The sequence below is a fragment of the Brevundimonas alba genome (assembly GCF_011927945.1).
Lineage (GTDB): Bacteria > Pseudomonadota > Alphaproteobacteria > Caulobacterales > Caulobacteraceae > Brevundimonas > Brevundimonas alba.
On sequence record NZ_JAATJM010000001.1, the window covers coordinates 1,346,335 to 1,370,186 of the forward strand.

Annotated in this window: 25 protein-coding genes and 1 tRNA gene; 11 read left to right on the forward strand and 15 right to left on the reverse strand. The window is 70.2% G+C overall.

Going from position 1 to position 23,852, the window contains the following annotated elements:
- Window positions 1-134 precede the first annotated feature (134 nt).
- Window positions 135-569 carry a VOC family protein gene (locus GGQ87_RS06685; RefSeq protein WP_168045891.1) on the forward strand — a complete coding sequence of 145 codons (435 nt, stop codon included), beginning with the start codon at window positions 135-137 and terminating at the stop codon, window positions 567-569.
- Here the strand turns inward: GGQ87_RS06685 and GGQ87_RS06690 are convergent.
- Window positions 560-3,436 carry a helicase C-terminal domain-containing protein gene (locus GGQ87_RS06690; RefSeq protein ID WP_168045892.1) on the reverse strand — a complete coding sequence of 959 codons (2,877 nt, stop codon included), beginning with the start codon at window positions 3,434-3,436 and terminating at the stop codon, window positions 560-562. The two genes, GGQ87_RS06685 and GGQ87_RS06690, sit on opposite strands and share 10 nt — an antisense overlap.
- A gap of 43 nt (window positions 3,437-3,479) precedes the next feature.
- Window positions 3,480-4,286 carry an MBL fold metallo-hydrolase gene (locus GGQ87_RS06695; protein WP_168045893.1) on the reverse strand — a complete coding sequence of 269 codons (807 nt, stop codon included), beginning with the start codon at window positions 4,284-4,286 and terminating at the stop codon, window positions 3,480-3,482.
- A gap of 99 nt (window positions 4,287-4,385) precedes the next feature.
- On the opposite strand from GGQ87_RS06695, the gene GGQ87_RS06700 reads away from it, so the two are divergent.
- Entirely contained in the window at window positions 4,386-7,079 is a 2,694-nt protein-coding gene (locus GGQ87_RS06700; RefSeq protein WP_168045894.1) for a DEAD/DEAH box helicase, read from the forward strand.
- Window positions 7,076-7,807 carry a ligase-associated DNA damage response endonuclease PdeM gene (pdeM, locus tag GGQ87_RS06705; RefSeq protein WP_168045895.1) on the forward strand — a complete coding sequence of 244 codons (732 nt, stop codon included), beginning with the start codon at window positions 7,076-7,078 and terminating at the stop codon, window positions 7,805-7,807. Before GGQ87_RS06700 ends, pdeM begins: the two co-directional genes overlap by 4 nt.
- 4 nt (window positions 7,808-7,811) lie before the next feature.
- Here pdeM and GGQ87_RS06710 read toward each other — a convergent pair whose 3' ends face one another.
- The 5 genes from GGQ87_RS06710 to GGQ87_RS06730 form a co-directional block, all read right to left on the reverse strand.
- Complete coding sequence (locus GGQ87_RS06710; protein WP_168045896.1) at window positions 7,812-8,339, reverse strand: hypothetical protein; 528 nt, start codon at window positions 8,337-8,339, stop codon at window positions 7,812-7,814.
- 66 nt (window positions 8,340-8,405) lie between these two features.
- Window positions 8,406-9,134 (reverse strand): 1-acyl-sn-glycerol-3-phosphate acyltransferase, encoded by a 729-nt coding sequence (locus GGQ87_RS06715; protein WP_168045897.1) that lies wholly within the window; start codon window positions 9,132-9,134, stop codon window positions 8,406-8,408.
- Window position 9,135: 1 nt separating this feature from the next.
- Entirely contained in the window at window positions 9,136-9,780 is a 645-nt protein-coding gene (locus GGQ87_RS06720; RefSeq protein WP_168045898.1) for a YdcF family protein, read from the reverse strand.
- Window positions 9,781-9,789: 9 nt separating this feature from the next.
- On the reverse strand, window positions 9,790-10,671 hold the full coding sequence (locus GGQ87_RS06725; RefSeq protein WP_168045899.1) for a cell division FtsX domain-containing protein: 882 nt from the start codon (window positions 10,669-10,671) through the stop codon (window positions 9,790-9,792).
- Window positions 10,668-11,378 carry a cell division ATP-binding protein FtsE gene (locus GGQ87_RS06730; protein WP_168045900.1) on the reverse strand — a complete coding sequence of 237 codons (711 nt, stop codon included), beginning with the start codon at window positions 11,376-11,378 and terminating at the stop codon, window positions 10,668-10,670. The genes GGQ87_RS06725 and GGQ87_RS06730 overlap by 4 nt, the downstream gene beginning before the upstream one ends.
- Before the next feature lie 69 nt (window positions 11,379-11,447).
- Between GGQ87_RS06730 and GGQ87_RS06735 the strand changes: the two genes are divergently transcribed.
- Entirely contained in the window at window positions 11,448-12,377 is a 930-nt protein-coding gene (locus GGQ87_RS06735) for an MJ0042-type zinc finger domain-containing protein (protein WP_168045901.1), read from the forward strand.
- Window positions 12,370-12,900 carry a phosphoribosyltransferase gene (locus GGQ87_RS06740; RefSeq protein WP_168045902.1) on the forward strand — a complete coding sequence of 177 codons (531 nt, stop codon included), beginning with the start codon at window positions 12,370-12,372 and terminating at the stop codon, window positions 12,898-12,900. The genes GGQ87_RS06735 and GGQ87_RS06740 overlap by 8 nt, the downstream gene beginning before the upstream one ends.
- A 479-nt stretch (window positions 12,901-13,379) precedes the next feature.
- Here GGQ87_RS06740 and lysA read toward each other — a convergent pair whose 3' ends face one another.
- From lysA to argH, 3 genes are read right to left on the reverse strand one after another with little or no spacing between them, the layout of a single operon-like run.
- Complete coding sequence (lysA, locus tag GGQ87_RS06745) at window positions 13,380-14,657, reverse strand: diaminopimelate decarboxylase (protein ID WP_168045903.1); 1,278 nt, start codon at window positions 14,655-14,657, stop codon at window positions 13,380-13,382.
- Between the two features lie 4 nt (window positions 14,658-14,661).
- Window positions 14,662-14,898 carry a hypothetical protein gene (locus GGQ87_RS06750; RefSeq protein ID WP_168045904.1) on the reverse strand — a complete coding sequence of 79 codons (237 nt, stop codon included), beginning with the start codon at window positions 14,896-14,898 and terminating at the stop codon, window positions 14,662-14,664.
- Window positions 14,895-16,262: an argininosuccinate lyase gene (gene argH / locus GGQ87_RS06755; protein WP_168045905.1), complete on the reverse strand. Its 1,368-nt coding sequence runs from the start codon at window positions 16,260-16,262 to the stop codon at window positions 14,895-14,897. Before argH ends, GGQ87_RS06750 begins: the two co-directional genes overlap by 4 nt.
- A gap of 61 nt (window positions 16,263-16,323) precedes the next feature.
- Here argH and GGQ87_RS06760 point away from each other — a divergent pair, with 61 nt between their 5' ends.
- Complete coding sequence (locus GGQ87_RS06760) at window positions 16,324-16,947, forward strand: TlpA family protein disulfide reductase (RefSeq protein ID WP_168045906.1); 624 nt, start codon at window positions 16,324-16,326, stop codon at window positions 16,945-16,947.
- 10 nt (window positions 16,948-16,957) lie between these two features.
- Here the strand turns inward: GGQ87_RS06760 and GGQ87_RS06765 are convergent, their stop codons facing one another.
- Complete coding sequence (locus tag GGQ87_RS06765) at window positions 16,958-17,254, reverse strand: hypothetical protein (RefSeq protein ID WP_168045907.1); 297 nt, start codon at window positions 17,252-17,254, stop codon at window positions 16,958-16,960.
- A gap of 118 nt (window positions 17,255-17,372) precedes the next feature.
- On the opposite strand from GGQ87_RS06765, the gene GGQ87_RS06770 reads away from it, so the two are divergent.
- On the forward strand, window positions 17,373-17,735 hold the full coding sequence (locus GGQ87_RS06770; RefSeq protein ID WP_168045908.1) for a hypothetical protein: 363 nt from the start codon (window positions 17,373-17,375) through the stop codon (window positions 17,733-17,735).
- A 10-nt stretch (window positions 17,736-17,745) separates the two neighbouring features.
- On the opposite strand, the gene GGQ87_RS06775 is transcribed toward GGQ87_RS06770, so the two are convergent.
- Window positions 17,746-17,822: transfer RNA gene (locus GGQ87_RS06775), tRNA-Met, on the reverse strand.
- Between the two features lie 182 nt (window positions 17,823-18,004).
- Between GGQ87_RS06775 and GGQ87_RS06780 the strand changes: the two genes are divergently transcribed.
- Together GGQ87_RS06780 and GGQ87_RS06785 are read left to right on the forward strand one after the other, a co-directional pair.
- Window positions 18,005-19,237 (forward strand): PQQ-dependent sugar dehydrogenase, encoded by a 1,233-nt coding sequence (locus GGQ87_RS06780; RefSeq protein ID WP_168045909.1) that lies wholly within the window; start codon window positions 18,005-18,007, stop codon window positions 19,235-19,237.
- 80 nt (window positions 19,238-19,317) lie between these two features.
- Window positions 19,318-20,151: a hypothetical protein gene (locus GGQ87_RS06785; protein WP_168045910.1), complete on the forward strand. Its 834-nt coding sequence runs from the start codon at window positions 19,318-19,320 to the stop codon at window positions 20,149-20,151.
- 4 nt (window positions 20,152-20,155) lie between these two features.
- On the opposite strand, the gene dapD is transcribed toward GGQ87_RS06785, so the two are convergent.
- Genes dapD through argB form a run of 3 tightly spaced genes read right to left on the reverse strand, consistent with a single transcriptional unit; the run spans window position 20,156 to window position 22,646 of the window.
- Window positions 20,156-21,013, reverse strand: a complete 858-nt coding sequence (gene dapD, locus GGQ87_RS06790) for a 2,3,4,5-tetrahydropyridine-2,6-dicarboxylate N-succinyltransferase (RefSeq protein WP_168045912.1) — start codon at window positions 21,011-21,013, stop codon at window positions 20,156-20,158.
- Entirely contained in the window at window positions 21,010-21,705 is a 696-nt protein-coding gene (locus GGQ87_RS06795) for a pyrimidine 5'-nucleotidase (protein ID WP_168045914.1), read from the reverse strand. Before GGQ87_RS06795 ends, dapD begins: the two co-directional genes overlap by 4 nt.
- Complete coding sequence (gene argB / locus GGQ87_RS06800; protein WP_168045916.1) at window positions 21,702-22,646, reverse strand: acetylglutamate kinase; 945 nt, start codon at window positions 22,644-22,646, stop codon at window positions 21,702-21,704. The genes GGQ87_RS06795 and argB overlap by 4 nt, the downstream gene beginning before the upstream one ends.
- A 54-nt stretch (window positions 22,647-22,700) precedes the next feature.
- On the opposite strand from argB, the gene GGQ87_RS06805 reads away from it, so the two are divergent.
- Window positions 22,701-22,907 carry a hypothetical protein gene (locus GGQ87_RS06805; RefSeq protein ID WP_168045917.1) on the forward strand — a complete coding sequence of 69 codons (207 nt, stop codon included), beginning with the start codon at window positions 22,701-22,703 and terminating at the stop codon, window positions 22,905-22,907.
- A gap of 164 nt (window positions 22,908-23,071) precedes the next feature.
- Window positions 23,072-23,749 carry an acylneuraminate cytidylyltransferase family protein gene (locus tag GGQ87_RS06810; protein WP_168045918.1) on the forward strand — a complete coding sequence of 226 codons (678 nt, stop codon included), beginning with the start codon at window positions 23,072-23,074 and terminating at the stop codon, window positions 23,747-23,749.
- Window positions 23,750-23,852 lie beyond the last annotated feature (103 nt).

Genomic DNA, 23,852 nt, shown 5'->3' on the forward strand with positions numbered 1-23,852 from the left:
GGTCCGGGGCGGAGCAGGGGCGGGAGCCGGGTGTATCGCGTGGACTTCGCCACTGTCGAGGAACGCCCACAAGGAACGCCGGATGCTCCCGTTCCGTTCGTACGGAAGCGGAACCGGCGGAAAGGAGCCCCGGAATGGAAACCCAGTCCCTGCATCGCGGCCGTCTTATCGATCATGTCCAGCTGGTGGTCGCCGACCTCGCCGCCAGCCGCCGCTTCTACGAGGCGGTGTTCGAGGTTCTGGGCGTGCCCTTGGGCGGGGAGGGCGACAGCTGGTTCTGGGCCGACGAACTGTTCATCTCATCGGTCGACAGCGAAGCCGCGGCCGGCCGGCCCACCGGCCGCTGCCACCTCGCCTTCCAGGCCGGCGACCGCGCGGCCGTCGAGGCCTTCCACAGGGCGGGACTGGCCGCGGGCGGCAAGGACAACGGCGCGCCGGGCGAGCGGCCCTACCATCCCGGCTACTACGCCGCCTTCCTGCTCGATCCCGACGGCAACAACATCGAGGCCGTCTTCCACGGCGACGCCGACCGCTCGGCGCCGAGCGTTGAGATCACTTTTCAGGCCTGAGTCCCGGTCAGCTGCAGGAAGCTTCCCACCAGCTCCACGGCTTCCGCCAGTCCCATCCGCTGCACCTCGGTTCCCGGCGGCAGGCTGCCGAACAGCCGGGTGGGGCAGGCGGCGTCCAGCATGACGAACACCCCCTTGTCGTCGGCCCGCCGGATCAGCCGCCCGAAGGCCTGCGCCATCCGCGCCCGCGCCAGCGCATCGTCGAAGTTTCGCCCGCCCGCGCCTTCGCCGCCGAACCGCGCCCGCCGCGCCTTGTGCAACAGGTCGGGTCGCGGCCACGGCACCCGGTCGAACGCCAGAATCCGCAGCGACCGCCCGGGCACATCCACCCCGTCCCGCACCGCGTCGGTGCCCAGCAGACAGCTGTCCTGCTCGGCCCGGAATACATCGACCAGCGCCCCCACCTCCAGCGGATCGACGTGCTGGGCGTAGAGCGGCAGCCCCGCCTTCGCCAGATCGGGTCCCAGCCGTTCATAGACCGCCTTCAGCCGCCGGATGGCGGTGAACAGACCCAGCCCTCCGCCGCCGGCCGCGAGAAACAGCTCCCGCATCGCCGCCGCCGTCTGGCGCGTGTCGTCCTTGATCAGATCGTTGACGACGATGACCCGCGCATTGGCCGCATAGTCGAACGGGCTCTCCACCTTCAGCGTCCGCGCCGGCTCGATCAGCCGCGCCGAGCCGGTCCTCAGCCGCGCCATGTCGAATGGATCGTCGCTGTCCGGATCGGACAGGGTCGCCGACGTCACCAGCACCCCATGCGCCGGCATCACCACCGCCGCTTCCAGCGGCACGGTCGGGTCGATCCAGTGCCGCCGCAGCGCCACGTCCATGATCCGCCCGAACGCCGCCTCTGCCGACAGCCAGTCCACGAAGTCCGGGTCCGGCTCGTCCGACGACACCTCCAGCGCCGCCAGCATCGACCGCCACCCCGGCAGGGTCATCCGCGCGCGCCGGTCCAGCCCGCGCAGCGCCCCCTCGATCCGCGACCGCTGCGAGCCATCCAGCTCCGCCGCCTCGTCGTCAAGGATGTCCTCCAGATGACGCGCCAGCGCCAGCAGCGGCGCCTCCACCGCGGCCAGCGCCTGCGCCGCCTCCCGCGCGGTCTCCAGCACCGGATCGGTCACCGGCCGCAGGGCGCACTCCATGCCGAACTCGACGCCGGAGCCGGAGGCGTTCTCGCTCGTCCGGGCCCTCAGTTGCTCCAGCCCCGCCAGCAGGAACCGCTCGATCGGCCCGACCGGATTGACCTCGCCCGAGGCCGGCGCGATCCGCCCGGACACGCCTTCGCCCGGCAGTTGCGCCGCCGCCCGCACCGCATCTTGCAGCGCCTTGGTCGCGGCCTCGTTGTCGGCGCACAGGTCGCCCAGCCTCTGCTCCAGCCCGCGTCCGCGCCGCCCGCGCCCCTCCGGTCCCCGGATCCAGCGCCTCAGCTCCGCCGCCTCCTGCCCCGACAGGCAGGCCGAAAACGCGCTGTCCGCCGCGTCGAACAGATGGTGGCCCTCGTCGAACACGATCCGCTTTAGAGCCGCCGTCTCGCCGTCCTGCTTCAGCCCCCGCGCCGACCGTGCCCCGTCGAACGCCGCCTGGGTCATGACCAGCGCATGGTTGGCCACCACCAGATCGGCGCGGCGGCTGGCGCGGATGGTCTTCTCGACGAAACAGGTGCGGTAGTGCGGGCAGGCGGCGTGGACGCACTCGCCGCGCCGGTCGACCAGATTGGCCGCGCTCGCCTGATGGCTCGTCCCGACCGCGAACAGCCCCGGCAGCCAGCCCGGATAATCGCCCCCGGTCATGTCGCCGTCGCGCGTGTGCAGCGCCCAGCGGCTGGACAGCGCCATGCCGATCAGGTCGCCGTTCCCCAGCTGCGCCGCCTGCACCATGTCCTGCAGGTTCAGCAGGCACAGGTAGTTCTCCCGTCCCTTGCGCACGACCGTCTTGCGCTTGCGTTCGACCGGATCGGGCCACAGGGCCGCGCTCTCGCGGTCGATCTGCCGCTGCAGGGCGCGGGTATAGGTCGACACCCAGGCCGCCCCCTGATTGCGCTCGGCCCACAACGACGCCGGCGCCAGATAGCCCAGCGTCTTGCCCGTCCCGGTCCCCGCCTCGGCCAGCAGCACCCGCGGCCGCCCCTCTTCGTTGCGCGGCGAAAAGGCGTAGGCGGCCTCGGCGGCGTAGTCGCTCTGCGTCGGCCGCGTCTCGTCCAGCCCCGACGCCTGCAGCAGCTTTTCCAAGCGGATGCGCGCGCTCTCGGAATCGACCGGCGCCGACCCCGCCTCGCCGCGCGGCGCCTCGTCCTCCCACTCGGGCAGCCGCGACCAGGCGTCCAGCCCCGATCCCCTCAGGTTCCGCTCCCGCACCGGCTGATGCTGCAGCGCTCCGCTGACCCGCCACGCCCACGCCCAGCCCGCCCGCCCCAGCGTCTCCGCCAGGGTGAAGGCCTCCTCCCGTCCCGGATAGGCCGGCTCCGCCAGTTCCCTCAGCAGCCCGTCCGCGGCCTTGCGCAACGCGTCTGCCTGCGCCTCCGCCCCCTTGGGCTCGCTCATCCCCATGGCCAGCGCCAGCCCGCTCGGCGACGGCGCGCAGAACTTTGCCGGCCGCACGAAGGCGAACAGCTCCAGCACATCCAGCAGATCGCTCGACCGCCCCGGCGGCGCGATCCCCAGCCTCCGCGCGGTCAGTGACGCATGCGCCACCAGCACCGGCCCGGTCGTGAAAGCCCCCTCTGCCGCCCCCCGCCCGATCTTCCTCGGGCCCTCGTCATCGCAGATAGCCCCCGCCCCCGGCGGCACGGCCAGCGCCGCCGGCAGCACGAGCCAGGGCTCGGCGCCGGTCAGGCCTGCGGAGGAGGAGAGGGTGGTGGTGGACACGGGTTGTAGATAGCGGTTCCGGCGCGGAAACGGAACGGGAACATTACCCCACCGCGCCCGCCCGGATGTTCGCCCTCAACGCCGGTTCCAGAAGCTTCGGCGGAGGCAGGGTCTCGTCCCGCGCCCGCCGCATGGCGGTGAAGTCCGCCTCTGTTGCGCCGCCGCCGACGTGGACATTCCCCTCGCGCTCGGCCCCGATCGTCGTCTCCCAGCGGAAGTCGCGGCGCCCGTCCTTCGGCAGATAATCGTGGCCGACGAACACCCGCGTCTCCGGCGGCAATGACAGCAGCCTCTGGATCGATCGATACAGCGTCGTCGCATCCCCGCCCGGGAAGTCCGCCCGCGCCGTGCCGAAATCCGGCATGAACAGGGTGTCGCCGACGAACACCGCATCGCCGATCCGGTAGCTGATGCAGGCCGGCGTATGACCCGGCGTGTGCAGCACCTCGACCTCGAGGCTCCCCAGCGCGAACCGGTCGCCATCCGCGAACAACTGGTCGAACACCGCCGCCTCCGGAACCGGCAGGCCGAAGCGCTCTGCGAAGGTCGACTGCACCTCGGTGATACGATCTCCGACGCCGATCGGCGCCCCGGTCAGTCCGCGCAGATAATCGCCGGCCGACAGATGATCGGCATGGGCGTGGGTCTCCAGCAGCCAGACCACTTCCAGCCCCTGCGCCCGCGCCGCCGCCAGCACGGCGTCCGCCGAGGCCGTCGAGGTCCCACCGCTCTCCGCGTCGTAGTCCAGCACCGGATCGATGATGGCCGCCGCCCCGGTCGCGGGGTCGTTGACCAGATAGGTCACGGTATTGGTCGCGTCGTCGAAGAAGGCCTGCACCGTCGGGTTCATCGCTCACCTCCTGCCCGGCGATGATACCGGCGACGTCACGTCGGGACCAGCAACGCTGTGGGGAGGTGAAACGGAACGGGAACATGCTATAGGCGCGGTGTGACGCCGCCGCCCGCTCCTGCAACGCTTTCGCCGCTTTTCGCCGACTGGTTCGCGCGTCGCGGCTGGGCGCCCCGGCGTCACCAGCTGGAGATGATCGCGGCCGCCCAGGCGGGCTCCCATGCCCTGCTCGTCGCCCCGACCGGCGGCGGCAAGACCCTCGCCGGTTTCCTGCCGTCCCTGATCGAACTCGCCGAGCGCGCGCCCAAGCCCGAGACCGGCCCCGGCGCGGGCGTCCACACCCTCTACCTCTCGCCGCTCAAGGCGCTGACCACCGACGTCGAGCGCAACCTGATGACGCCGATCCGCGAGATCGGGCTGAACATCCACGTCGAGAGCCGCACAGGGGATACGAAGCAGTCCAAGCGCCAGCGCCAGCGCGACTTCCCGCCCGACATCCTCCTGACGACGCCGGAGCAGCTCGCCCTGTTCTGCGCCTGGGACGGCGCGCGATCCTATTTCGCCGACCTGAAATGCGTCGTCCTCGACGAGGTCCACGCCATCTGGAGCGGCAAGCGCGGAGACCTTCTCTCGTTGGGGCTGGGCCGGTTGCAGAAATACGCGCCGGAGATGCGGAGGGTGGCCCTGTCCGCCACGGTGGACGACCCGCAGATGATCGCGGACTGGCTGGCGCCTTCTCCCAACGCTCCTCTTCCTTCTCCCCTTGAGGGAGAAGGTGGCCCGGAGGGCCGGATGAGGGGGCTGCCCGCCCCACGCTCATCCCCTGAAAGTCAGCCTGAGGACACAGCCCCCTCATCCGAGTTGCTTCGCAACCCACCTTCTCCCTCGGGGGGAGAAGGAAGCGATGTGCCCGCCGCCTCCACCGTCACCATCGTCCGCGGCGACCCCGGCGCTCCGCCCGTCGTCGATGTCCTCGTCTCCGAGGGCAAGGTCCCGTGGGCCGGCCATACCGGCCAGCACGCCATCCCCGAGGTCTACGACGCCCTGCGCCGCTCGGGCATGACCCTGATCTTCGTCAACACCCGCTGGCAGGCCGAGTTCGTCTTCCAGCAGCTCTGGGCGATCAACGACGAGAACCTGCCCATCGGCCTGCACCACGGCTCCCTCGCCGCCGAGCAGCGCCGCAAGGTCGAGGCGGCCATGGCGCGGGGCGACCTGCGCGCCGTCGTCTGCACCTCGACCCTCGATCTTGGCATCGACTGGGGCGACGTCGACCTCGTCATCCAGCTCGCCGCTCCGAAGGGCGCCTCCCGCCTCGTCCAGCGCATCGGCCGCGCCAACCACCGCCTCGACGAGCCCTCCCGCGCCCTCATGGTTCCCGCCAGCCGCTTTGAGATGCTGGAGTGCCAGGCCGCCCGCGAGGCCGTGGCCGAGAACGCGTTCGACTGGGAGCCGGTCCACACCGGCACCCTCGACACTCTCGCCCAGCACGTCATGGGCTGCGCCTGCTCCGAGCCCTTCCTGATGGAGGACCTCTATGCCGAGATCACAGGCTGCGGCCCCTATCGCGGCCTGACGTACGACCAGTTCGAGGAGGTGGTCGATCTGGTCGCCACCGGCGGCTATGCGCTCCGCACCTACGAGCGGTTCGCCCGCATCGTCCGCGACGCCAAGGGCCGCTGGAAGGTGCGCAACGCCCAGACCGCCCAGCGCCACCGCATGAACGTCGGCGCCATCGTCGCCGCCGCCACCCTCAACGTCCGCATCGCCTCCCGCCGCGGTCAGCGCCTCATGGGCGGCCGCAAGGTCGGGGAGGCCGAGGAGAGCTATTTCGAGCAGATGACGCCCGGCGACACCTTCGTCTTCGCCGGTCAGGTCTGGGCCTTCCAGGCCATCGCCGGCATGGACGCCCTCGTCACCCACGCCCAGCACAGCGACCCCAAGATCCCCTCCTGGGGCGGCTCGAAATTCCCAATGTCGACCTCGCTGGCCGACCGCGTCCGAGCCATGGTCCAGGACCGCGACCACTGGCGCGTCCTGCCACCCGATGTGCAGGAGTGGCTGGAGCTGCAGGAGGCGAAATCCGTCATTCCGCAGGCCGACACCATGCTGGTGGAGACCTTCCCGCGCGGCTCCCGCCACTTCCTCGTCGCCTATCCGTTCGAGGGCGGCCTGGCCCACGCCACTCTGTGCATGCTGCTGACACGCCGCCTCGACCGGCTCGGCGTCGGCCCGCTCGGCTTCGTCGTCACCGACTATTCCCTCGCCATCTGGTCGATCCGGCCGATGGACGGCCTCGACCTCGACCGGCTGTTCGAGCCCGACATGCTCGGCGACGATCTCGAAACCTGGCTGGAGGAGAGCTTCATGATGAAGCGCACCTTCCGCAATTGCGCCCTGATCTCCGGCTTGATCGAGAAACGCCAGCCGGGGAACGAGAAGACCGGGCGGCAGGTGACCTTCTCGACCGACCTGATCTACGACGTGCTCCGCCGCCATCAGCCCGATCATCTGCTGCTCAAGACCGCTCGCGCCGACGCCGCCGCCGGCCTGCTCGACGTCGCCCGTCTCGGCCAGCTGCTCGCCCGCATCCAGGGCCATATCCAGCATGTGCATCTGGACCGCCCCTCGCCCTTCTGCGTCCCCGTGCTGGTCCAGATCGGGCGCGAGCGCGTCGGCGGCGGTCAGGCGGCCGAGATGATCCTCGACGCCAGCGCCTACGGCTTCGACGAGGAAGACCTGATCGCTGAGGTCATGTCCGACGCCCCGCCCGAACTCGCGGGAGCCCAATGAACGCAGCCCTTAAACAGGCCCTGTCACCCGCGCGCTGCCCCAGCGGCGGCCTGCGCGTCTCTATCGAGGGCGAGCCCTGCGTGCTGCGCTGCTCCGGCGCCCTGTGGGTGCTGAACCACTGCACCCTGATCGCCGCCGATCTGCATCTGGAGAAGGGCTCCGCCTTCGCCGCCCGCGGCCAGATGCTGCCGCCCTACGACAGCCGCGCCACCCTCGACCGGCTCGAGGCCGAGATCGACGCCCTGCAGCCGGCCACCGTCATCCTCCTCGGCGACAGCTTCCACGATTCCAAATCCGTCGGCCGCATGGCCCCCGACGACGCCGCCCGCCTGCACCGGCTCGCCGCCGGCCGCGACTGGATCTGGCTCGAGGGCAACCACGACATCCGCGCGCTCGCCGACGCCATGGACGCCCTGCCGGGGCAGGTCATCGAAACCCTGTCGCTCGGCTCGCTCCGCCTGATCCACGAACCACAGCCGGGCGTTCAGCCGGGAGAGGTCGCCGGCCACCTCCATCCCGCCGCCCGCGTCGCCGCCCACGGCCGGGGCGTCCGCCGCCCCGCCTTCGTCACCGACGGCCGCCGCGCCGTCCTGCCGGCCTTCGGCGCCTTCACCGGCGGTCTGGATGTGCGCGACCCGGCCATCGCCGGCCTGTTCGAACACCCCCCGCTCGCCGCCGCCCTCGGCCGCGACAAGGTTCACGCCCTGCCGTGGGAGACGCTGCGCTAGCCGGTCAGGGCGCGGCCTCGAAGGTCACATCGGTCAGCCGGGGCCGGAAGCGCTTGCCGGTCGGCGACCGGTCGTCGTCCACGCCGGAGAACGAGGCCACGCGCCCCGTCACCCGCACCTTGTCCCGCACCGTATGGGCGACACCCGCCGTGTCCTGGAATTTCGCGTTCTTGAGGTCCACCAGCAGGATCTCCCCGGCGCCCGGCATCTGGGGAATGCTTCGCTGGCTGATCAGCGGCGTGTCGACCTGATTGGCCGCCGTCCCGCGCTCCGCCTCGAACAGGATCAGGTCGTCGCCCTGCCCCCGGGGCCGGCTGGTCAGGGTGTAGAGGATGGCGATGCCGCCCTCCTCGTCCGGGCCGTCGTCGATATGGATATAACCGTCGAGCATGACGCGCTTCCCGTCCAGCTCGTCCGAGAACTCCAGCAGCGGCTTGACCTGCGAGGCCTCGATCAGAACCGGCGGCGCCTCGGGTGCTCCGCAGGCCGAAAGCCACAAGGCCGCCGCCGCGACCACCACCCCGATCCGCATATCCTGCCTCCCTCGCTGGAGAGGCCAGAATGTCCCCGGATGATGAAGCGCTCGCGAACGCGCCGGTTACTTCAGCGCGGGCCGGGTCTCCGTCGTCAGCATCGCCCCCGAAGCCCCCTCGATCCGCGCCTCCAGCTGGTTCATGAACTCCGCCCGCTTCAGCCCCGCCGGGATCGCCGGCAGGAACTCATAAACCACCGTCCCGGGATAGCGCCGGAACCCGTGCGCCGGCCAGTGCACGCCCGAGTTGGTGGCCATCGGCACGCAGGGCGCCTCCAGATCGCGGTACAGGGCTGCGATGCCCGGCTTGTAGTCCGGCGCCGCGCCCACCGGGGCCCGCGTCCCCTCCGGGAAGATCAGGATCTGCCGCCCCTCGGCGAACCGCGTCCGCGCCTGTTTGACCATGTCCTTCAGCGCCTTCGAATGCGCCGACCGATCGACCGCGATCATCCCGGTCTTCCAGGCGAACCAGCCGAAGAAGGGCAGGGGCCGCAGCTCCTTCTTCATGATGAAACAATTGTCCGGCAGCACCGCGAACGGCGCGATCACGTCCAGCATGCTCTGGTGCTTGCCCGCGATCAGGGCCGCGCCGGTCGGACGGTGCTCCAGCCCGCGGAACTCGACCTTCACCCCCGCGATCCAGCGCAGGCCGAACAGCACGAACCGCGACCAGCCGCGGATCACCCACATGGCCTGCCGGTACGGCATCAGAAGCGCGGGCGACAGGCCGACGGCGAACAGGGCCATCGACAGATACAGCCAGGCGACGAACAGCAGCGAACGCAGGGTGGTCACGTCAGCCGGCCTTTCCGGCCACGGCGGCCTTCCCCGCGGGCGCGGCCTCGGTCGCGGAACGCTCCGCATCGCCGCCTCCGACCAGCGCCCGACCCAGCGCCGCGAGATATTTCATATACTCCAGCGTCATCCGCCGCGCCGTCACCGCCGCCCGCCACCAGCGCGAATCATCCAGCGACGGCGTCTCGACGGCATAGGGAGTCAGTTCCAGCTCCGGCGAGGCCGCCCGGATCTCGGTCAGGGCCCGGGGCATATGATAGTCCGAAGTCACCACGATCAGGCTGTCATAGCCCTTGGCCTTGGCCCATGCGGCGATCTCCTGCGCGTTGCCGACCGTGTCCTCGGCCTCGAAGCCCAGATCGACGCAGCAGTTGAACAGCTTGTTCGAGCCCGGAGTCAGGGCCCGCAGCTCCTGCCGGCGCACCTCCCGGTTGACGCCCGAGATCAGCACCCGCTGGCCCTTGTCCTGCTCCAGCAGGCGGATGGCGGCGTTGACGCGCTCGGCCGACGGGCCGGTGAGGGCCACGATCGCATCGGCCCGCGCGGGCTCCACAGCGGGCGTGAAGCTGCGCACCCGGTCGGCGAAGGCGAACAGGCCGACAAGCCAGATCACGGCCACGATGGCGACGAAGGTCAGAAACTTCATGGCGTTAACCTAGTGTCCGCCCCGCAATCGCGCCAGCGCGGTCATCCGCGCGGCCACAAGCGCTACCGTAGCGGCCAGCAGCGGGCATGGCGAGAGCATCGCCACGTCCGTCCACGACACGGGCAGGGCGGCCGTCACGCCTTCCGCCCCGCCGAGGAACCTCAGCCCGGCCGTCAGCGCCATCGCCGCCAGCGCCCCGGCCGCCCCCGCGCCCGCCGCCAGCAGGCCGTAGCGGGTCTGGTACAGCCCCGCGATCCGCCCGTCCGAAGCCCCGTTCAGGCTCAGGGTCTCGATGATCGTTCGCTGCGCCGCCATGCCCGCCTGGGTGGCATAGACGATCGCCGCCCCCGCGCCCCCCGCCGTCAGCAGGAATGCCGCGACGGCCAGCGCCGTGATCAGCGCCGCCGACCGTTCCACCTCGCCACGCCACAGGCTGTGATCGTCCACGGTCGCATCCACCCCCGCCTCGGCCAGCGCCCGGCTCAGGCTTACCGCGCTGGCCGGTGCGTTCCGGTCCAGCCGCACGGTGACCAGATGGGGCAGCGGCAGGTCCGGCAGCACCGCATCCCCGACCCACGGTCGCAGCAGGGCCTCGGCGGTGGCGCGATCCATCGCCTCCGCCTCCTCGACTCCGGTCACGCCCGCCAAAGTCTGCGCCGCCCGCGCAGCCGCCTCGGCGCCCGTCTCATTGACGCGTGGTCGCACCTGAACCGTCGCCTCGCTGCGCAACTGCCGCGCCCAGCCGTGCGCCGCCCGGTCCGCCGCCACGGCCCCGACCGCCGACAGGCAGGCGAGGAAACACAGCACCGCCACCACCGCCGCCAGCCACGGCTCGCCGCCGCCGTCCCGCGGCAGGATCGTCGACCGGCCCGAGGTCAGCCGCCGGATCACGCCGCGCCTCCCGACAGCCGCCCGCCTTCGAGCCGCAGAACGGACGCGCCCGACGCGGCCGCCAGCGTCTCGTCATGGCTGGCGATCAGCACCGTGGTGCCCAATCGGTTCAGCGACTGGAACAGCTTCAGCAGCCGCTCGCCCATGGCCGCATCGACGCTGCCGGTCGGCTCGTCGGCCAGAATCAGGTCCGGCCGGTTCACCACCGCACGTGCGATGGCCAGCCTCTGCTTCTCCCCGCCCGACAGGGTCGGCGGCCGGTCATCCATCCGCTCGCCCAGCCCGACCCAGTCCAGCATTTCCACGACGTTGTCCGCGTAGCTGTCCCGCTTCGCCCCCGCCAGCCGCAGCGGCAGAGCGACATTGTCGAACGCCGACAGATGATCCAGCAGGCGGAAATCCTGGAACACCACCCCCATCCGGCTGCGGAAGCGGGGCAGGGCGGACCGCGGCGCCTCGCCCGCATCCTCGCCGAAAAGCGTCAGCCGGCCCGCCGTCGGCCGCTCCGCCAGCGTCAGAACCTTGAGCAATGTCGACTTTCCGGCTCCCGACGGCCCGGTAAGGAAGTGGAAAGAGCCCGCTGCCAGAATGAGGTTAATGTCCCGGAGCACGCCCGGGCCGTCCGCATAGCCGAAGCCCACGCCCGAAAGGCGGACGGTCTCGGTCGCGGAGTCGGTCAAGGCGGCGCGGCGGGGCTGAACGGGCATCGATTTTGGGTCAGGACGCGGCCGTGAAGCCGCGACGGGAGGGGGCGGAACGCCTCTCAGTCAGCGCACATGATACTGACCTGCCCGTCCTGCGCCACCAGCTATTTCACCCCTGACGAGGCGATCGGCGCTGGCGGCCGCACGGTCCGCTGCAAGACCTGCAAACACACGTGGCGGGCCACGCTGGAAGAGCCGCTCGAGCTCTCCGTCTCGCCGCCGGGTCCCGAGCCCTCGACCTTCGCGCGCCGTGAAGACCCCGCCGAGAGCGCCGAATCACTCGCCGAGACACCGGCGCCCGAACTGCCTCGCGCCTTCCGGGCCCGCGCCGAACAGCAGCGCCGGCTGCGACGCGCCGCCGCCCATGGCGTCGTCTGGGCCGGCATCGCCTCCGGTTTCGCCGCCCTGCTGGGCGCCGCATGGCTGTTCCGCGTCGAAGTGGTCGAGATGGCCCCCCGCGCCGCCGCCGCCTATGCCGCCGTCGGCCTGACCGTGAACCCCACCGGCCTGGAGTTCGAGGCCGTTTCGGCTCGCGCCGCCCCCAACGATCCCGGCAAGGTGATCGTCTCGGGCGCCCTGCGGAACGTCCGCGAGAACGAGCGTATCGCGCCGCCGGTCCGCGTCGCCCTGCTCGACGCCTCCGGCGCCGAGATCGGCCACGCGATCGTCCGCATCGACGCCGCCCCGGTCCTGCCCGGCAAGGTTCAGGGTTTCGCCGCCACCATCGCCGATCCCGGCGGCAAGGGTCAGGGCGTCGGCGTCGCCTTCGTGCTCGACGGTTCCGCCCCGGCGCCTGAGCCCGCGGTGCATCACGCCGCCCCGGCCGTTCAGCGCCCGCTGCCGACAGCCGACATCGGCGGCCTGCGCCCCGCCATCTCGCCCGGCGCGTCCGCCCCGCTGGACATGCAGCCGATCGATGCGGTGCCGGTCTCGACGCCCGTCGCGACGCCTGTGGCTATCGACTCCCACGGTCCCGAGGCGGTATCCGCCTCGCATGGCTGACACCCCGACACCCACCGTCCTTCTGCCCGAGGCCGAGGTCGCCCGCATCGTCGCCGATCTGGCGCGCCAGATTGCGCCCGTCACCGATGACGAGACCGTCGCCGCCGTCCTGCTGACCGGCGGCCTGTGGTTCGCCGCCGACCTGACCCGCGCCCTGTCGCGCGTGGGCCGCAACGTCCGATTCGACGCCCTGTGGCTGGCCTCCTACGGCGACGAACAGTCCAGCCGCGGCAAGATCGACGTCTACGCTCCCTTCCAGCGCTCCATCGCCGGCAAGAAGGTGCTGATCCTCGACGACGTCTTCGACACCGGCCTGTCGCTGGCCGAGGCCGTGCGCATTGGGAAAGAGGCCGGCGCCGCCGAGGTCCTCACCTGCGTCTTCGCCAAAAAGCCCTGGCCGCTGCCCCGCGCCCCCGAGCCCGACTTCGTCGGCTGGGACGCCCCCAACCGCTTCCTCGTCGGCTACGGCCTCGACCACGCCGGCGCCCTCCGCGGCCTCCCCGACATCTGCGCCCTGGATTAGGTGTCCTTCTCCCCTTGAGGGAGAAGGTGGCCCGGAGGGCCGGATGAGGGGTAAGCCCGCTCCATTCCGGCTGACAGCCGGCTCGCCCCGGTCAGCCCCCTCATCCGAGCGGCTCCGCCGCCCACCTTCTCCCTCAAGGGGAGAAGGAAGCCGTGACGCTGTGCTGACAATCCGCGTTTCTATAGTCGGATAGCGCCGTCAAACCCTCGCGACTTCAACGACATCGGTTTTTCTCAACCCGATCTTCTGCGCACGCTATCCGGCGGCCGTATAATGCTGGCGTTCGTTTCCGCCGCCGGTCTTTGACAATCGAAACCCGCCCGCCCCATCAGAGGAGCGGCAATCGCTGCACCAGCCTGAACGTGCTGAGAAAACCGCGCCAAAGCGCACGCTTCGGACGGAGCGCACTCTACGGCCTCTACGCACTCTACGGCCTCTTCGGACGCAGTTTTTCAGGTTATACCCGGATAAAACCGACCTCAGCCCAGCCAGTCCGCCTTCGGCTCCCGCGCCCACATTTCTTCGTAGGACGGCCGCCCCCGCACCACGGCCCAGCGCTCGCCGTCGACCAGAACCTCGGGGACCAGCGCCCGCGAATTATACTCGCTCGACAGCACCGCCCCATAGGCGCCCGCGCCCATGAAGGCCACCAGATCGCCGGCCTCCAGCGCCGCCAGACGCCGGTCCCGCGCGAACACGTCCGTCGACTCGCAGATCGGCCCGACCAGATCGTAGGCGCCGGCCTCGCCGTCCCGCTCCCGCACCGGCACGACATCGTGGAAGGCGTCGTAGAGGGCCGGCCGCATCAGGTCGTTCATCCCCGCGTCCAGCACCAGGAAGGTCCGGCCGTCGCTCCTTGCATTGACCTGGATCACCCGGCTCAGCAGCACCCCGGCGTTGGCGGCGAGCAGCCGCCCCGGCTCGAATGCCGCCTCGACCTCCAGCCCGTCCAGCACCCGCGCGGTCATGGCGACATAGTCGGCGATCGACGGCAGGTCGGCCTGACCGTGGTATGGGACCCCCAGCCCGCCGCCGAGGTCCAGCCGACTGACTGTCAGCCCGTCGGCCCGCAGCGCCAGCGTCATCTCGCGCAGCGCCCGGAACGCCGCCTCCAGCGGCTCCAGCGTCGTGATCTGGCTGCCGATATGACAGGCCAGCCCGACCGGCGTCACATGCGGCGAGGCCGCCGCCCGGGCATACAGCGCCGGCGCCTCCTCCGCCGGCACGCCGAACTTGTCCGTCGCCCCGCCGGTGGTGATCTTCGCATGTCCCCCGGCCCCGATCTTCGGATTGACCCGGATGGCGATCTCCGGCGCCGCGCCCTTGGCCGCCGCCACCGCAATCAGCCGGTCCAGCTCGACCGCACTCTCGACATTGATCTGGCGCACACCGGCCTCGATGGCGAAGGCCAGCTCGGCGTCCGTCTTGCCCACGCCCGAGAAGATGATCCGCGACGCCGGCACGCCCGCCGCCAGCGCGCGCCGGATCTCGCCTTCCGACACCGTGTCCGCCCCGCAGCCCAGCCGCGCCAACGTCGCCAGCACCGACAGGTTGGAATTGGCCTTCACCGCAAAGGCGATCAGGGCATCCCCGAGGGAGGTCCGATGCGCGTCCACCGCCTCCCGCAGCAGGCCGTAGTGCCGGGTCAGGGTCGCTGTCGAATAGACATAGACCGGCGTGCCGACGGCGTCGGCGATAGCTTCCAGCGGCACGCCCTCGGCGTGGAGCGCGCCGTCGATCCGGTCGAAATGGTGCAAGGCTCTAGCGGGGGCTGGAACCCGAACCGCCGAACGGGTTCGAGCTGGGCCCGCCGTCGATCGGCGCCTGGCTGGGCGGACGATAGACCGTCGCCGGCTCGACCGGCCCCGGGCCCCGGCCGTCCGGCATGCTGCGCTCGGTGCGCTTGGCCGGCGGGGCGTCCAGGTCGGCCATGCGCCCGCAACCCGCGGCGGAGACGGCGATCAGGGCGGCGGCGCCCATGAGAACGATCTTTTTCATGGCAGACGGCTCTTCCACTCGGCGATACGGGCCCGGACCTGTTCCGGCGCCGTGCCCCCGAAGCTCTGGCGGCTGGCGCAGGAAGCCTCGGGGGTGAGCACCTTGTAAACCGCTTCCGTCACGCCCGCCTCAAGCGATTGCAGTTCGGCCAGCGGCAGTTGCGACAAATCCACGCCCAGCGCCTCCGCCCGCTTTACCGCCGCCCCCGTCACATGGTGCGCCTTGCGGAACGGAAGGTTCAGCTCTCGCACGAGCCAGTCGGCCAGATCGGTCGCCGTCGAGAAGCCCGATCCCGCCGCCGCCCGCATCCGCTCCGTGTCCGGCTGCAGCGCCGCGACCATGGCCGTCATCGCCCCCAGCGCCAGCGTCAGCGCGTCGAAGGCCTCGAACACCGGCGGTTTGTCCTCCTGCATGTCCTTCGAATAGGCCAGCGGCAGGCCCTTCATCACCGTCGACAGCGCCACCAGCGAGCCCATGATCCGGCCCGTCTTGGCCCGCACCAGCTCCGCCGCATCCGGGTTGCGCTTCTGCGGCATGATCGAACTGCCGGTGGTCAGGTCATCCGGCAGGCTGACGAAGCCGAATTGCGGCGTCATCCAGACCACGATCTCCTCCGCCAGCCGCGACAGATGCCCCGCGCAGATCGACGCCGCCGCCAGGCTCTCCAGCGCGAAGTCCCGGTCCGACACGGCGTCCAGCGAATTGCCCATCGGCCGGTCGAAGCCCAGCTCCGCCGCCGTCATGTGCCGGTCGATGGGGAAGGGCGACCCCGCCAGCGCCGCCGCCCCCAGCGGGTTCTCGTTCATCCGCGCCCGCGCATCCGCGAACCGCGAGGCGTCCCGCCCGAACATCTCGACATAGGCCATCAGGTGGTGGCCGAACGTCACCGGCTGGGCCGGCTGCAGATGGGTGAAACCCGGCATCAGGTCCGCCGCGTGCTGTTCCGCCCGCGCCAGCAGCGCCCGCTGCAGCCCCTGAAGCTGCCCTGCCGCCGCGTCGCAGGCGTCCCGCACCCACAGCCGGAAGTCGGTCGCCACCTGATCGTTGCGGCTCCGCGCCGTATGCAGCCGCCCCGACGGCTCGCCGATCAGCTCAGACAGCCGGGCCTCCACATTCATGTGAATGTCCTCGAACTGCTCCCGGAACGGAAAGCTGCCCTCCCGCATCTCAGCGTCGATCGCGTCCAGCCCGGCGAGGATCGCCTCCGCATCCGCCTGTGTGACGATCCCCTGCGCCGCCAGCATCCGGCAATGGGCGCGCGATCCCGCCAGATCCTGCGCCCACAGCCGCCGGTCCACGCCGATGGAGACGTTGATCGCCTGCATGATGTCCGCCGGCCTCGCCGAGAAGCGTCCGCCCCACATGTCTTGACCTTCCGCGTTCGGGGAAGTCTTAACTGTCGCAACGGGGGCGGAAGGCTGTGTCATGAAGGGCTCGAAGACGGCGGGGATAGCGATCGCGGGCGCGCTGGTGATCGGCATGATCGTGGGCGCCGGGCTGCTATACGCCAATCGCGACGCCTTCTTCAAAGCCGCGGCGCCCGAACCTCCCGCCAAGAGCGAACTGGCCCGCTTCGCCAAGGGCTCCTTGGCGCGGCTCGAGACCCCGGCGGCCCTCACGCCCGCGCCCGCCTATGCCTTCAAGACCCGCGACGGCGCCGCCGCCAACTTCGCCCAGTTCCGCGGCAAGGTCGTCGTGGTCAATCTCTGGGCCATGTGGTGCGCGCCCTGCCGCACCGAGATGCCGACCCTCGCACGGCTGGCCGAGGCATATGCCGGCAAGGACCTTGTGGTCCTGCCGATCAACGTGGACGCCACCGAGGACGGCCTCGCCGACGCCCGCAGCTTCATCGATGTCCACGAGCCTCTGCCGCTCTACAGCGACATGAAGTTCCAGCTGCCCTTCGAACTGCCCGGCGAGGGCAAGATGCCCCAGACGGTGCTGCTCGACCGGCAGGGCCGCATCCGGGCTCATTTCTCCGGCGAGGCGGACTGGGCCAGCCCCGAGGCGCGGGCGCTGATCGACGCCCTGCTGGCGGAACCGGCCTGAGCCGCCAGGCCTAGTTGCCCTTGGTGTCGGCCTTGGTCTCGGCCTTCTGCTCGTCGGCTTCCTCGGCCAGACGATCGGTGCCCTCGTCGATCTCCTGAGCGACCTCGCTGGCGCCCGCCTTGACCGCGGACCCGATCTGGGCGGCCTCTTCCTTGAGCGAGGCGCCGGCTTCCTCGGTCGCCTGACCGGTGTCGGCGGCGGCCTCGTTGGCGCTGGCCTGGGCATTGTCCTGCTCCGCCTCGGAGCAGGCGGCGGCGGTGAGCGCGAGAGCAGAGAAGGCGGCGACGACAGCGATACGGGTGCGCATGGGATATCCCCCTTCAGCGTGGAACCTTGGCCGCTAACGCCGCGCGTGGCGGGAGGTTGCGATTTGCCCGCCCGGCCTCGCGTGATACGATCAGGCAATCACACCGGGGAAGACCTCAATGATCTGCAAAGCCATTTTGAGCGGGGCCCTGGCTCTCGCGCTCCTCACGCCCGCCGCCGCGCTGGCCCAGCAGTCGCCCCCGGCGAACAATGGAAGCTCCGGCGGCGTCGGCGTCGGCGCCTACGGCCGGATGACCGAGCAACAGGAAGGCTGGCGCTTCGAGAGCGAAGAGATGCGCCGCCGCAACTCCATGACGCCCGAGGAAGCCGAGGCAGAATACGGGCCGGAGCGGGTCGAGCTGGCGAACCGGGTCCAGGCCCTGATCGATGCGGGCAAATGCCGCGAGGCGCGCGCCATGGCCAATGACGCCGGCGAGCGCCTGATGGCTCTGCGCATCCGTCAGACCTGCCGCGCTCGATGACCTGAGAAGGTGGTGGCTGGAGGCGGGCTCGAACCGCCGACCTGTGGGTTATGAATCCACCGCTCTAACCAGCTGAGCTACCCAGCCCCGATCCTTCGGGTCCGACGGGAACTGGTCTGTCCGCCGGAAGAGGCGTGCCTATAGAGGGGGGCGCGGGCGGTTTCAAGTCGTCGCAGCGGCCTTCTTGCACCTTGCGGCCCGGGTCGGCGGCGGGAACCCTCGGGCCCATTGCTTCGCTTCTCCACCACCAGGTCACAGGGGTTTCCGCCATGCGTCTCGTCGCTCTCGCCGTCTCCGTCTCCGCCATGGCTCTCGCCGCAGCCTGCGGAGCGCAGGGACAGCATCAGACCTCCGCGGCGGCGGCCGCCGGCGCCCCGCTCGAAAGCCGTCCCGCCAACGGCGCAGGCCAGCAACCTGCCTTCGCCGGCCAGACCCGCGCGCCGGGCGTTCGGACGGAGCAGGCTCTGACGCATGCGGTCGTCGCCTCCGGGCTGGAGCATCCCTGGGGGCTGGCCCTGCTACCCGACGGCCGCTGGCTCGTCACCGAACGCCCCGGCCGCCTGCGCATCATCACGGCGGAGGGCGGCGTGGGTGAGCCCATCACCGGACTGCCGGCCGTCGATGCGCGAGGGCAGGGCGGTCTGCTGGACGTCGTCGCCGGTCCGACCTTCGCTGCAGACCGGCTGATCTACTGGAGCTATGCCGAGCCTCGCGAGGGCGGCAACGCCACCTCCGTCGCCTGCGGCCGCCTGTCCGATGACGGAACCCGGGTCGAGGCGGTGCAGGTCCTCTTCCGCGCCCTGCCGACCTACGATGGCGACAAGCATTTCGGCTCCTCGCTGGCCTTCGACCGCCAGGGTCATCTGTTCATCACTCTCGGTGAGCGATCCGATGCGCCGATGCGTCCGCAGGCGCAGGACCTGGGCTCCCACATGGGCAAGGTCATCCGCATCAACTCGGACGGCTCGGTCCCGCGGGACAACCCGTTCGTCGGACGAGCCGGCGCCCTGCCGGAAATCTGGTCGCTGGGCCACCGCAACGTTCAGGGCGTCGCCGTTGCGTCCAATGGCGATGTCTGGACTGTCGAGCACGGCACCCGCGGGGGCGACGAGATCAACCTTGACCGCGCCGGTCTCAACTACGGCTGGCCGGTGATCGCCTATGGCGTCGAATACCGTGGCGGGCCGATCAACGAGGGCGTCACCGCCCGCCAGGGGATGGAGCAGCCCGTCTACTACTGGGACCCGGTCATCGCCCCGGGCGGCATGGTCGTCTACGACGGAGCCATGTTCCCCGGCTGGCGCGGCAACCTTCTGGTCGCCGGTCTCAAGGAAAAGCACATCGCGCGTCTGGTGCTCGAGGGAAACCGCGTGGTCGGCGAGGAGCGGTTGCTGACGGACCTTGGCGAGCGGGTCCGCGACGTGGCCGTCGCCTCCGATGGCGCGGTCTGGGCGATCACCGACGAGCAGAACGGAAAGCTGGTCCGGCTGGCGACGCGCTGACCCCCGCTCATCTTAAGGGTGTGCCGGGCCTCGAAACGTGCTCAGGTTCACTTGTCAGGGGTGGGCGCGGAGTGAACGTCATGTCGATCGGATGGGTCAGGCTCTCGACGGGCCTCTCGATTGCGGCCTTTCTCGCCATGGCTCCCGCTGCTTACGGGCAGATGCCGCCTCAGGATGGAACGACCATCACCTTGGGTGGTCAGGGCCGATTGTCGCGCGCCGAATCCGAGGATCTCGCTGTCTATGAGGCCGCCATGCGGGACTTCGAGTGCCGCGGCTTCGCGGGTCTCGAGGCCAACCGGACCAAGCTGATGCGGTCGCTGGACCGGGCTCCCGCCACTTACCCGGTGGTCGAACGGACCCGCGACCGTATCATCGTGCGGGTCGCCGACCAGGCGGACGCCCTGATGATGTCTCTGATGGCCGGCGCAATGGGCGGGGCCGATGACGGCCGCCCGCGGCAGGTCGTGACCCAGGCCAACGTCTACCCGATGATCGCTCTGGTATTGGGCAGCGCCGCGGTGGAGCGGCAGGACTATGAGGGCGCCATCGTCCTGCTGGATCGCGGTCTCGCGCTTCAGCCGCTGGATCGTTTGTTGCTGGCCGAACGGATCACCGCCCTGCACGGTCTCGGCAAGTGGGAAGAGGGCCTTCGGGCCGCCGACGAGGCTCTCGCGTCGCAGGACCTGCTCATCGCCAGCCATGCTGCGATGTTCCATCGCAAGCGCGGTTTCAGCCTGGTCGAACTGGGTCGGCTGGACGAGGCGCAGGCGGCCTACGAGGAATCACTGACGACCGAGCCCGACAACGCCGCGGCGCTTCGCGAGATCGCCTACATCGCGGAACTCCGTCAGGGCGCGAAGCCGACCGAGGCTCAGTTCATCGCTCCCGGGGCGGCGCCTTCGGCTCAGTAGGGCGTCAGTCCCGCAGCAGTTCGTTCACCCCGGTCTTGGCCCGCGTCTGCGCATCCACGCGTTTGACGATCACGGCGCAATACAGAGACGGCCCGCCATTCGGATCGGCCAGGGCGCCCGGCACCACGACCGACCAGGCCGGCACCTCGCCGCGGAACACCTCGCCGGTGGCCCGGTCGACGATCTTCGTCGAGCCGGACAGATACACGCCCATGGCCAGCACCGCCCCTTCGCGGACGATGACGCCCTCGGCGACTTCGGCCCGGGCGCCGATGAAGCAGCCGTCCTCGATGATCGTCGGATTGGCCTGCAGGGGTTCAAGCACGCCGCCGATGCCGGCGCCGCCGGACAGGTGCACGTTCTTGCCGATCTGTGCGCAGGAGCCGACCGTGGCCCAGGCATCGACCATCGACCCCTCGTCGACATAGGCGCCGATGTTCACGAAGCTGGGCATCAGCACGGCGTTGCGGCCAATGAAGGCCCCGCGGCGGACGATCGAACCGGGCACCGAGCGGAAGCCGGCGTCCTGGTAGTGGTTGGCGGTCCAGTCGCCGAACTTGTTGGGCACCTTGTCCCACCAGGGGCCGACGCCCGGCGCATGGCTGGCCGCTCCCCGGTCGCCGCCACGGACGAGAGTGTTGTCGTTCAGCCGGAACGACAGCAGCACCGCCTTCTTCAGCCACTGATGGGTGGTCCAGACGCCCTCTGCATCCCGGGACGCCACCCTGGCCTCGCCCGAGTCCAGCATGTCGACGGCCGCTTCCACGGCCTTGCGGGTCTCGCCATGGGTCGAGGACGAGACGTTCGCCCGATCCTCCCACGCGGCCTCGATCACGGATTCCAGATGGGCGCAGTCGGTCACGTCGGGTCTCCCGGCAGGATGGCGGTGGCGAGGAACGGTCCCAGCGCGGCGGCCCGGTGATCGACGAACGGCGCTTCCGCGTCGAAGGCGTGGGCGCCGACGAGAACGGTGGTCATGCCGATCGCCTTCGCCGGCTGCAGGTTGCGCGCCGTGTCCTCGAAGAATGCGGCGGACGCGGGCTCCACGCCGAAGCGCTGCGTCATGCGCGCAAAGGTTCTTGGGTCCGGTTTCGGTATCAGGTCGGCGTCCTCGAGCGAGAACAGGCCGTGGAAGAGGTCGCCCAAGCCCAGTTTCCCGACGACCCGCTCGGCATGCGTCTTGGCCCCGTTCGTGAAGACGATGCGGGGCCCCTGCAGCCGCTCGATGGCCGCGCGCAGCCCGGGGTCAGGGGTCAGCAGGTCCAGCGGTACGTCGTGGACCTCGGCCAGGAAGTCGACAGGGTCGATCTGATAGTGCGCCATCAGACCGGCGAGGGAGGTGCCATACTCCCGCAGATAGCTCTTCTGAACCGTCAGGGCTTCATCGGCGGGCAGGCCCACGGTGCGCACGACGTAGTCGTTGATCCGCTGCTGGATCAGACCCATGAACTGCGACTCGGGCGGATACAGGGTGTCGTCCAAGTCGAAGATCCAGCTGCGCACGTGGCGCAGGTCCGCGCCGATCTCGGTCGGCTGCGCAGGCTCGGCGGTCATCCTTCGGCCTTCACCAGCGTGCCGGCGCCATGCTCCGTGAACAGCTCCACCAGCATGGCGTGGGGACGCCGGCCATCGAGGATCACGACCGCCTCGACGCCGTCCCGCACCGCCGCCATCGCGGTCTGCAGCTTGGGTATCATCCCGCCGGTCGCGACGCCGTCCTCGATCAGCTTCGAGGCCTCGCCAACCGTCATCTGGCGGATGATCTCGCCGTCCGCGCCCTTGACCCCCGGTACGTCGGTCAGCAGCAGCATGCGCTTGGCGTTCAGGGACCCGGCCAGGGCGCCCGCTACGGTGTCGGCGTTGACGTTGAAGGTCTGTCCATCGTCGGCCACGCCGATCGGCGCGATCACCGGCACCCAGTCGGCATCCGATTCCAGCAGCCGCACGATCAGCTTCGGATCCACCCGGGTCGGCTCTCCGACGAAGCCCAGATCGACCTCATGCTCGATCATGCTGTCGGGGTCCTTGCGCGTCCGCCGGGTCTTTTCGACCGTCAGCAGGCCCGCGTCCTTGCCCGACAAGCCGATGCCGCGCACGTCCGCCTTGCGCCCGGCCATGGTGATCCAGTGGGCGATCTCCTTGTTGACCGCGCCGGACAGAACCATTTCGGCGACCTGCATGGTATCAGCGTCCGTGACCCGCAGGCCGTCGACGAAGCTCGACTTCACCCCGGCCTTTTCCAGCATGGCGCTGATCTGCGGTCCGCCGCCGTGGACCACGACCGGGTTCACCCCCATCAGCTTCAGCAGCACGACGTCGGCCGCGAACTGTTTCGCCACGGCGCTCTCGCCCATGGCATGGCCGCCGTATTTGATGACCACGGTCTTGCGATCGTAAATCTGGATATACGGCAGCGCCTCGGCCAGCGTCTTCGCCGTGTCCCAGCCCTGCGCGTCTCCGGCGCGATCTGCGGATTGCCGTTCTGTCTCGTCCATCACCCGCGGGTCCGTAAAGCCAAGCCGTGGCCCTGTCATCATGAAACCGGACCCTTGCGTGACCGTTCCGCCACGATGAACGAGCATGACATCGACGACCGCGACCTGACGCCGTCCGATCCGGTCGATCCCGCGACACAGCAGCATCCCGACCCGACTCTCTGTCCTGAATGCCTCGGGGCGGGCGCGCTGCCGTCGGGAGAGGTCTGTCCGGTCTGCGAAGGGACAGGCAAGGCGACCAACCGCACAGGCGGTGGCTGACCTCTGCGGGCCGAACCCCGCGGCTTGTCGTTTCCCTCTGCGCCGCTACGCTGACGGTCGGATTCGTCGGCTGAGTCGTCGCCCGGTCCGGCTCTCCCGCGCAGGATTGCGCGAGGCGAGCTGACCGCGGGGGGTGTCTCGACCGTCGCCACGGAGCAGGCGGCATGATCGGAGATCGGCGAATCCTGGCCATAGTGCCGGCACGGGGCGGATCGCAGCGGCTGATTTCCAAGAACGCCCTGTCCCTCGCGGGACGCCCCATGGTGGCGTGGACGCTCGAGGCGGCGCGAGGATCGACGCTGATCGATCATCTGGTTGTCTCCACGGACGACCCGGCCGTGGCGGCCACAGCGACCGAGCTGGGATGGCCGCCGCCCTTTATGCGACCAGATTATCTGTCCGGCGCCACCGCCTCGGTCATCGACGCCATCGAACACGCGCTGGAGCAGGTCGGCGGCCGCTGGGACTACATCGTTCTGCTTCAGCCGACATCGCCGCTGCGCACTGCCCGGGACATCGACGCCGCCATCCGGCTTTGCGACGAGACCGGCGCTCCGTCGGTGATCGGCGTGTCGCCGCTGCCGAAGCCGGCGAATTTCTACGGACGGGTGGACGGGGCCGGTTGCTTCATGCCCGGCGGCGTCGATCTGGAGCGGACTGTCGTCATCAACGGCGCCGTCTATGTAGGGCGACCCGACATCCTCATGCGCGACCGCACCTTCCAGTCCGAGGGCACGCGAGCCTTCCCGATGCCGTTCGAGCGCAGCTGGGATGTCGACACGCCCGCCGAGTTCGCTGTTTGCGAGGCGCTTTTCCCGTTCCAGACGACAAACGTCACATAACGACGTCCCGATCGGCGCCCGGTTTGAGCCGCTGTAACCGAATGGCCACGCTTGTGTCCGTTTGGACCTTCTTCGTCTCGACCTGGGCCAGCGGGGCTGTTAT

Coding starts and splice junctions, on each gene's coding strand:
- GGQ87_RS06780 (WP_168045909.1), top strand. CDS start 18,005: ATGCGTCTCGTCGCTCTCGCCGTCTCCGTCTCCGCCATGGCTCTCGCC.
- argB (WP_168045916.1), bottom strand. CDS start 22,646: ATGGACGAGACAGAACGGCAATCCGCAGATCGCGCCGGAGACGCGCAG.
- GGQ87_RS06740 (WP_168045902.1), top strand. CDS start 12,370: ATGGCTGACACCCCGACACCCACCGTCCTTCTGCCCGAGGCCGAGGTC.
- GGQ87_RS06810 (WP_168045918.1), top strand. CDS start 23,072: ATGATCGGAGATCGGCGAATCCTGGCCATAGTGCCGGCACGGGGCGGA.
- GGQ87_RS06685 (WP_168045891.1), top strand. CDS start 135: ATGGAAACCCAGTCCCTGCATCGCGGCCGTCTTATCGATCATGTCCAG.
- GGQ87_RS06760 (WP_168045906.1), top strand. CDS start 16,324: ATGAAGGGCTCGAAGACGGCGGGGATAGCGATCGCGGGCGCGCTGGTG.
- GGQ87_RS06695 (WP_168045893.1), bottom strand. CDS start 4,286: ATGAACCCGACGGTGCAGGCCTTCTTCGACGACGCGACCAATACCGTG.
- GGQ87_RS06735 (WP_168045901.1), top strand. CDS start 11,448: ATGATACTGACCTGCCCGTCCTGCGCCACCAGCTATTTCACCCCTGAC.
- GGQ87_RS06785 (WP_168045910.1), top strand. CDS start 19,318: ATGTCGATCGGATGGGTCAGGCTCTCGACGGGCCTCTCGATTGCGGCC.
- pdeM (WP_168045895.1), top strand. CDS start 7,076: ATGAACGCAGCCCTTAAACAGGCCCTGTCACCCGCGCGCTGCCCCAGC.
- GGQ87_RS06770 (WP_168045908.1), top strand. CDS start 17,373: ATGATCTGCAAAGCCATTTTGAGCGGGGCCCTGGCTCTCGCGCTCCTC.
- argH (WP_168045905.1), bottom strand. CDS start 16,262: ATGTGGGGCGGACGCTTCTCGGCGAGGCCGGCGGACATCATGCAGGCG.
- GGQ87_RS06750 (WP_168045904.1), bottom strand. CDS start 14,898: ATGAAAAAGATCGTTCTCATGGGCGCCGCCGCCCTGATCGCCGTCTCC.
- GGQ87_RS06795 (WP_168045914.1), bottom strand. CDS start 21,705: ATGACCGCCGAGCCTGCGCAGCCGACCGAGATCGGCGCGGACCTGCGC.
- GGQ87_RS06730 (WP_168045900.1), bottom strand. CDS start 11,378: ATGCCCGTTCAGCCCCGCCGCGCCGCCTTGACCGACTCCGCGACCGAG.
- GGQ87_RS06765 (WP_168045907.1), bottom strand. CDS start 17,254: ATGCGCACCCGTATCGCTGTCGTCGCCGCCTTCTCTGCTCTCGCGCTC.
- GGQ87_RS06710 (WP_168045896.1), bottom strand. CDS start 8,339: ATGCGGATCGGGGTGGTGGTCGCGGCGGCGGCCTTGTGGCTTTCGGCC.
- GGQ87_RS06720 (WP_168045898.1), bottom strand. CDS start 9,780: ATGAAGTTTCTGACCTTCGTCGCCATCGTGGCCGTGATCTGGCTTGTC.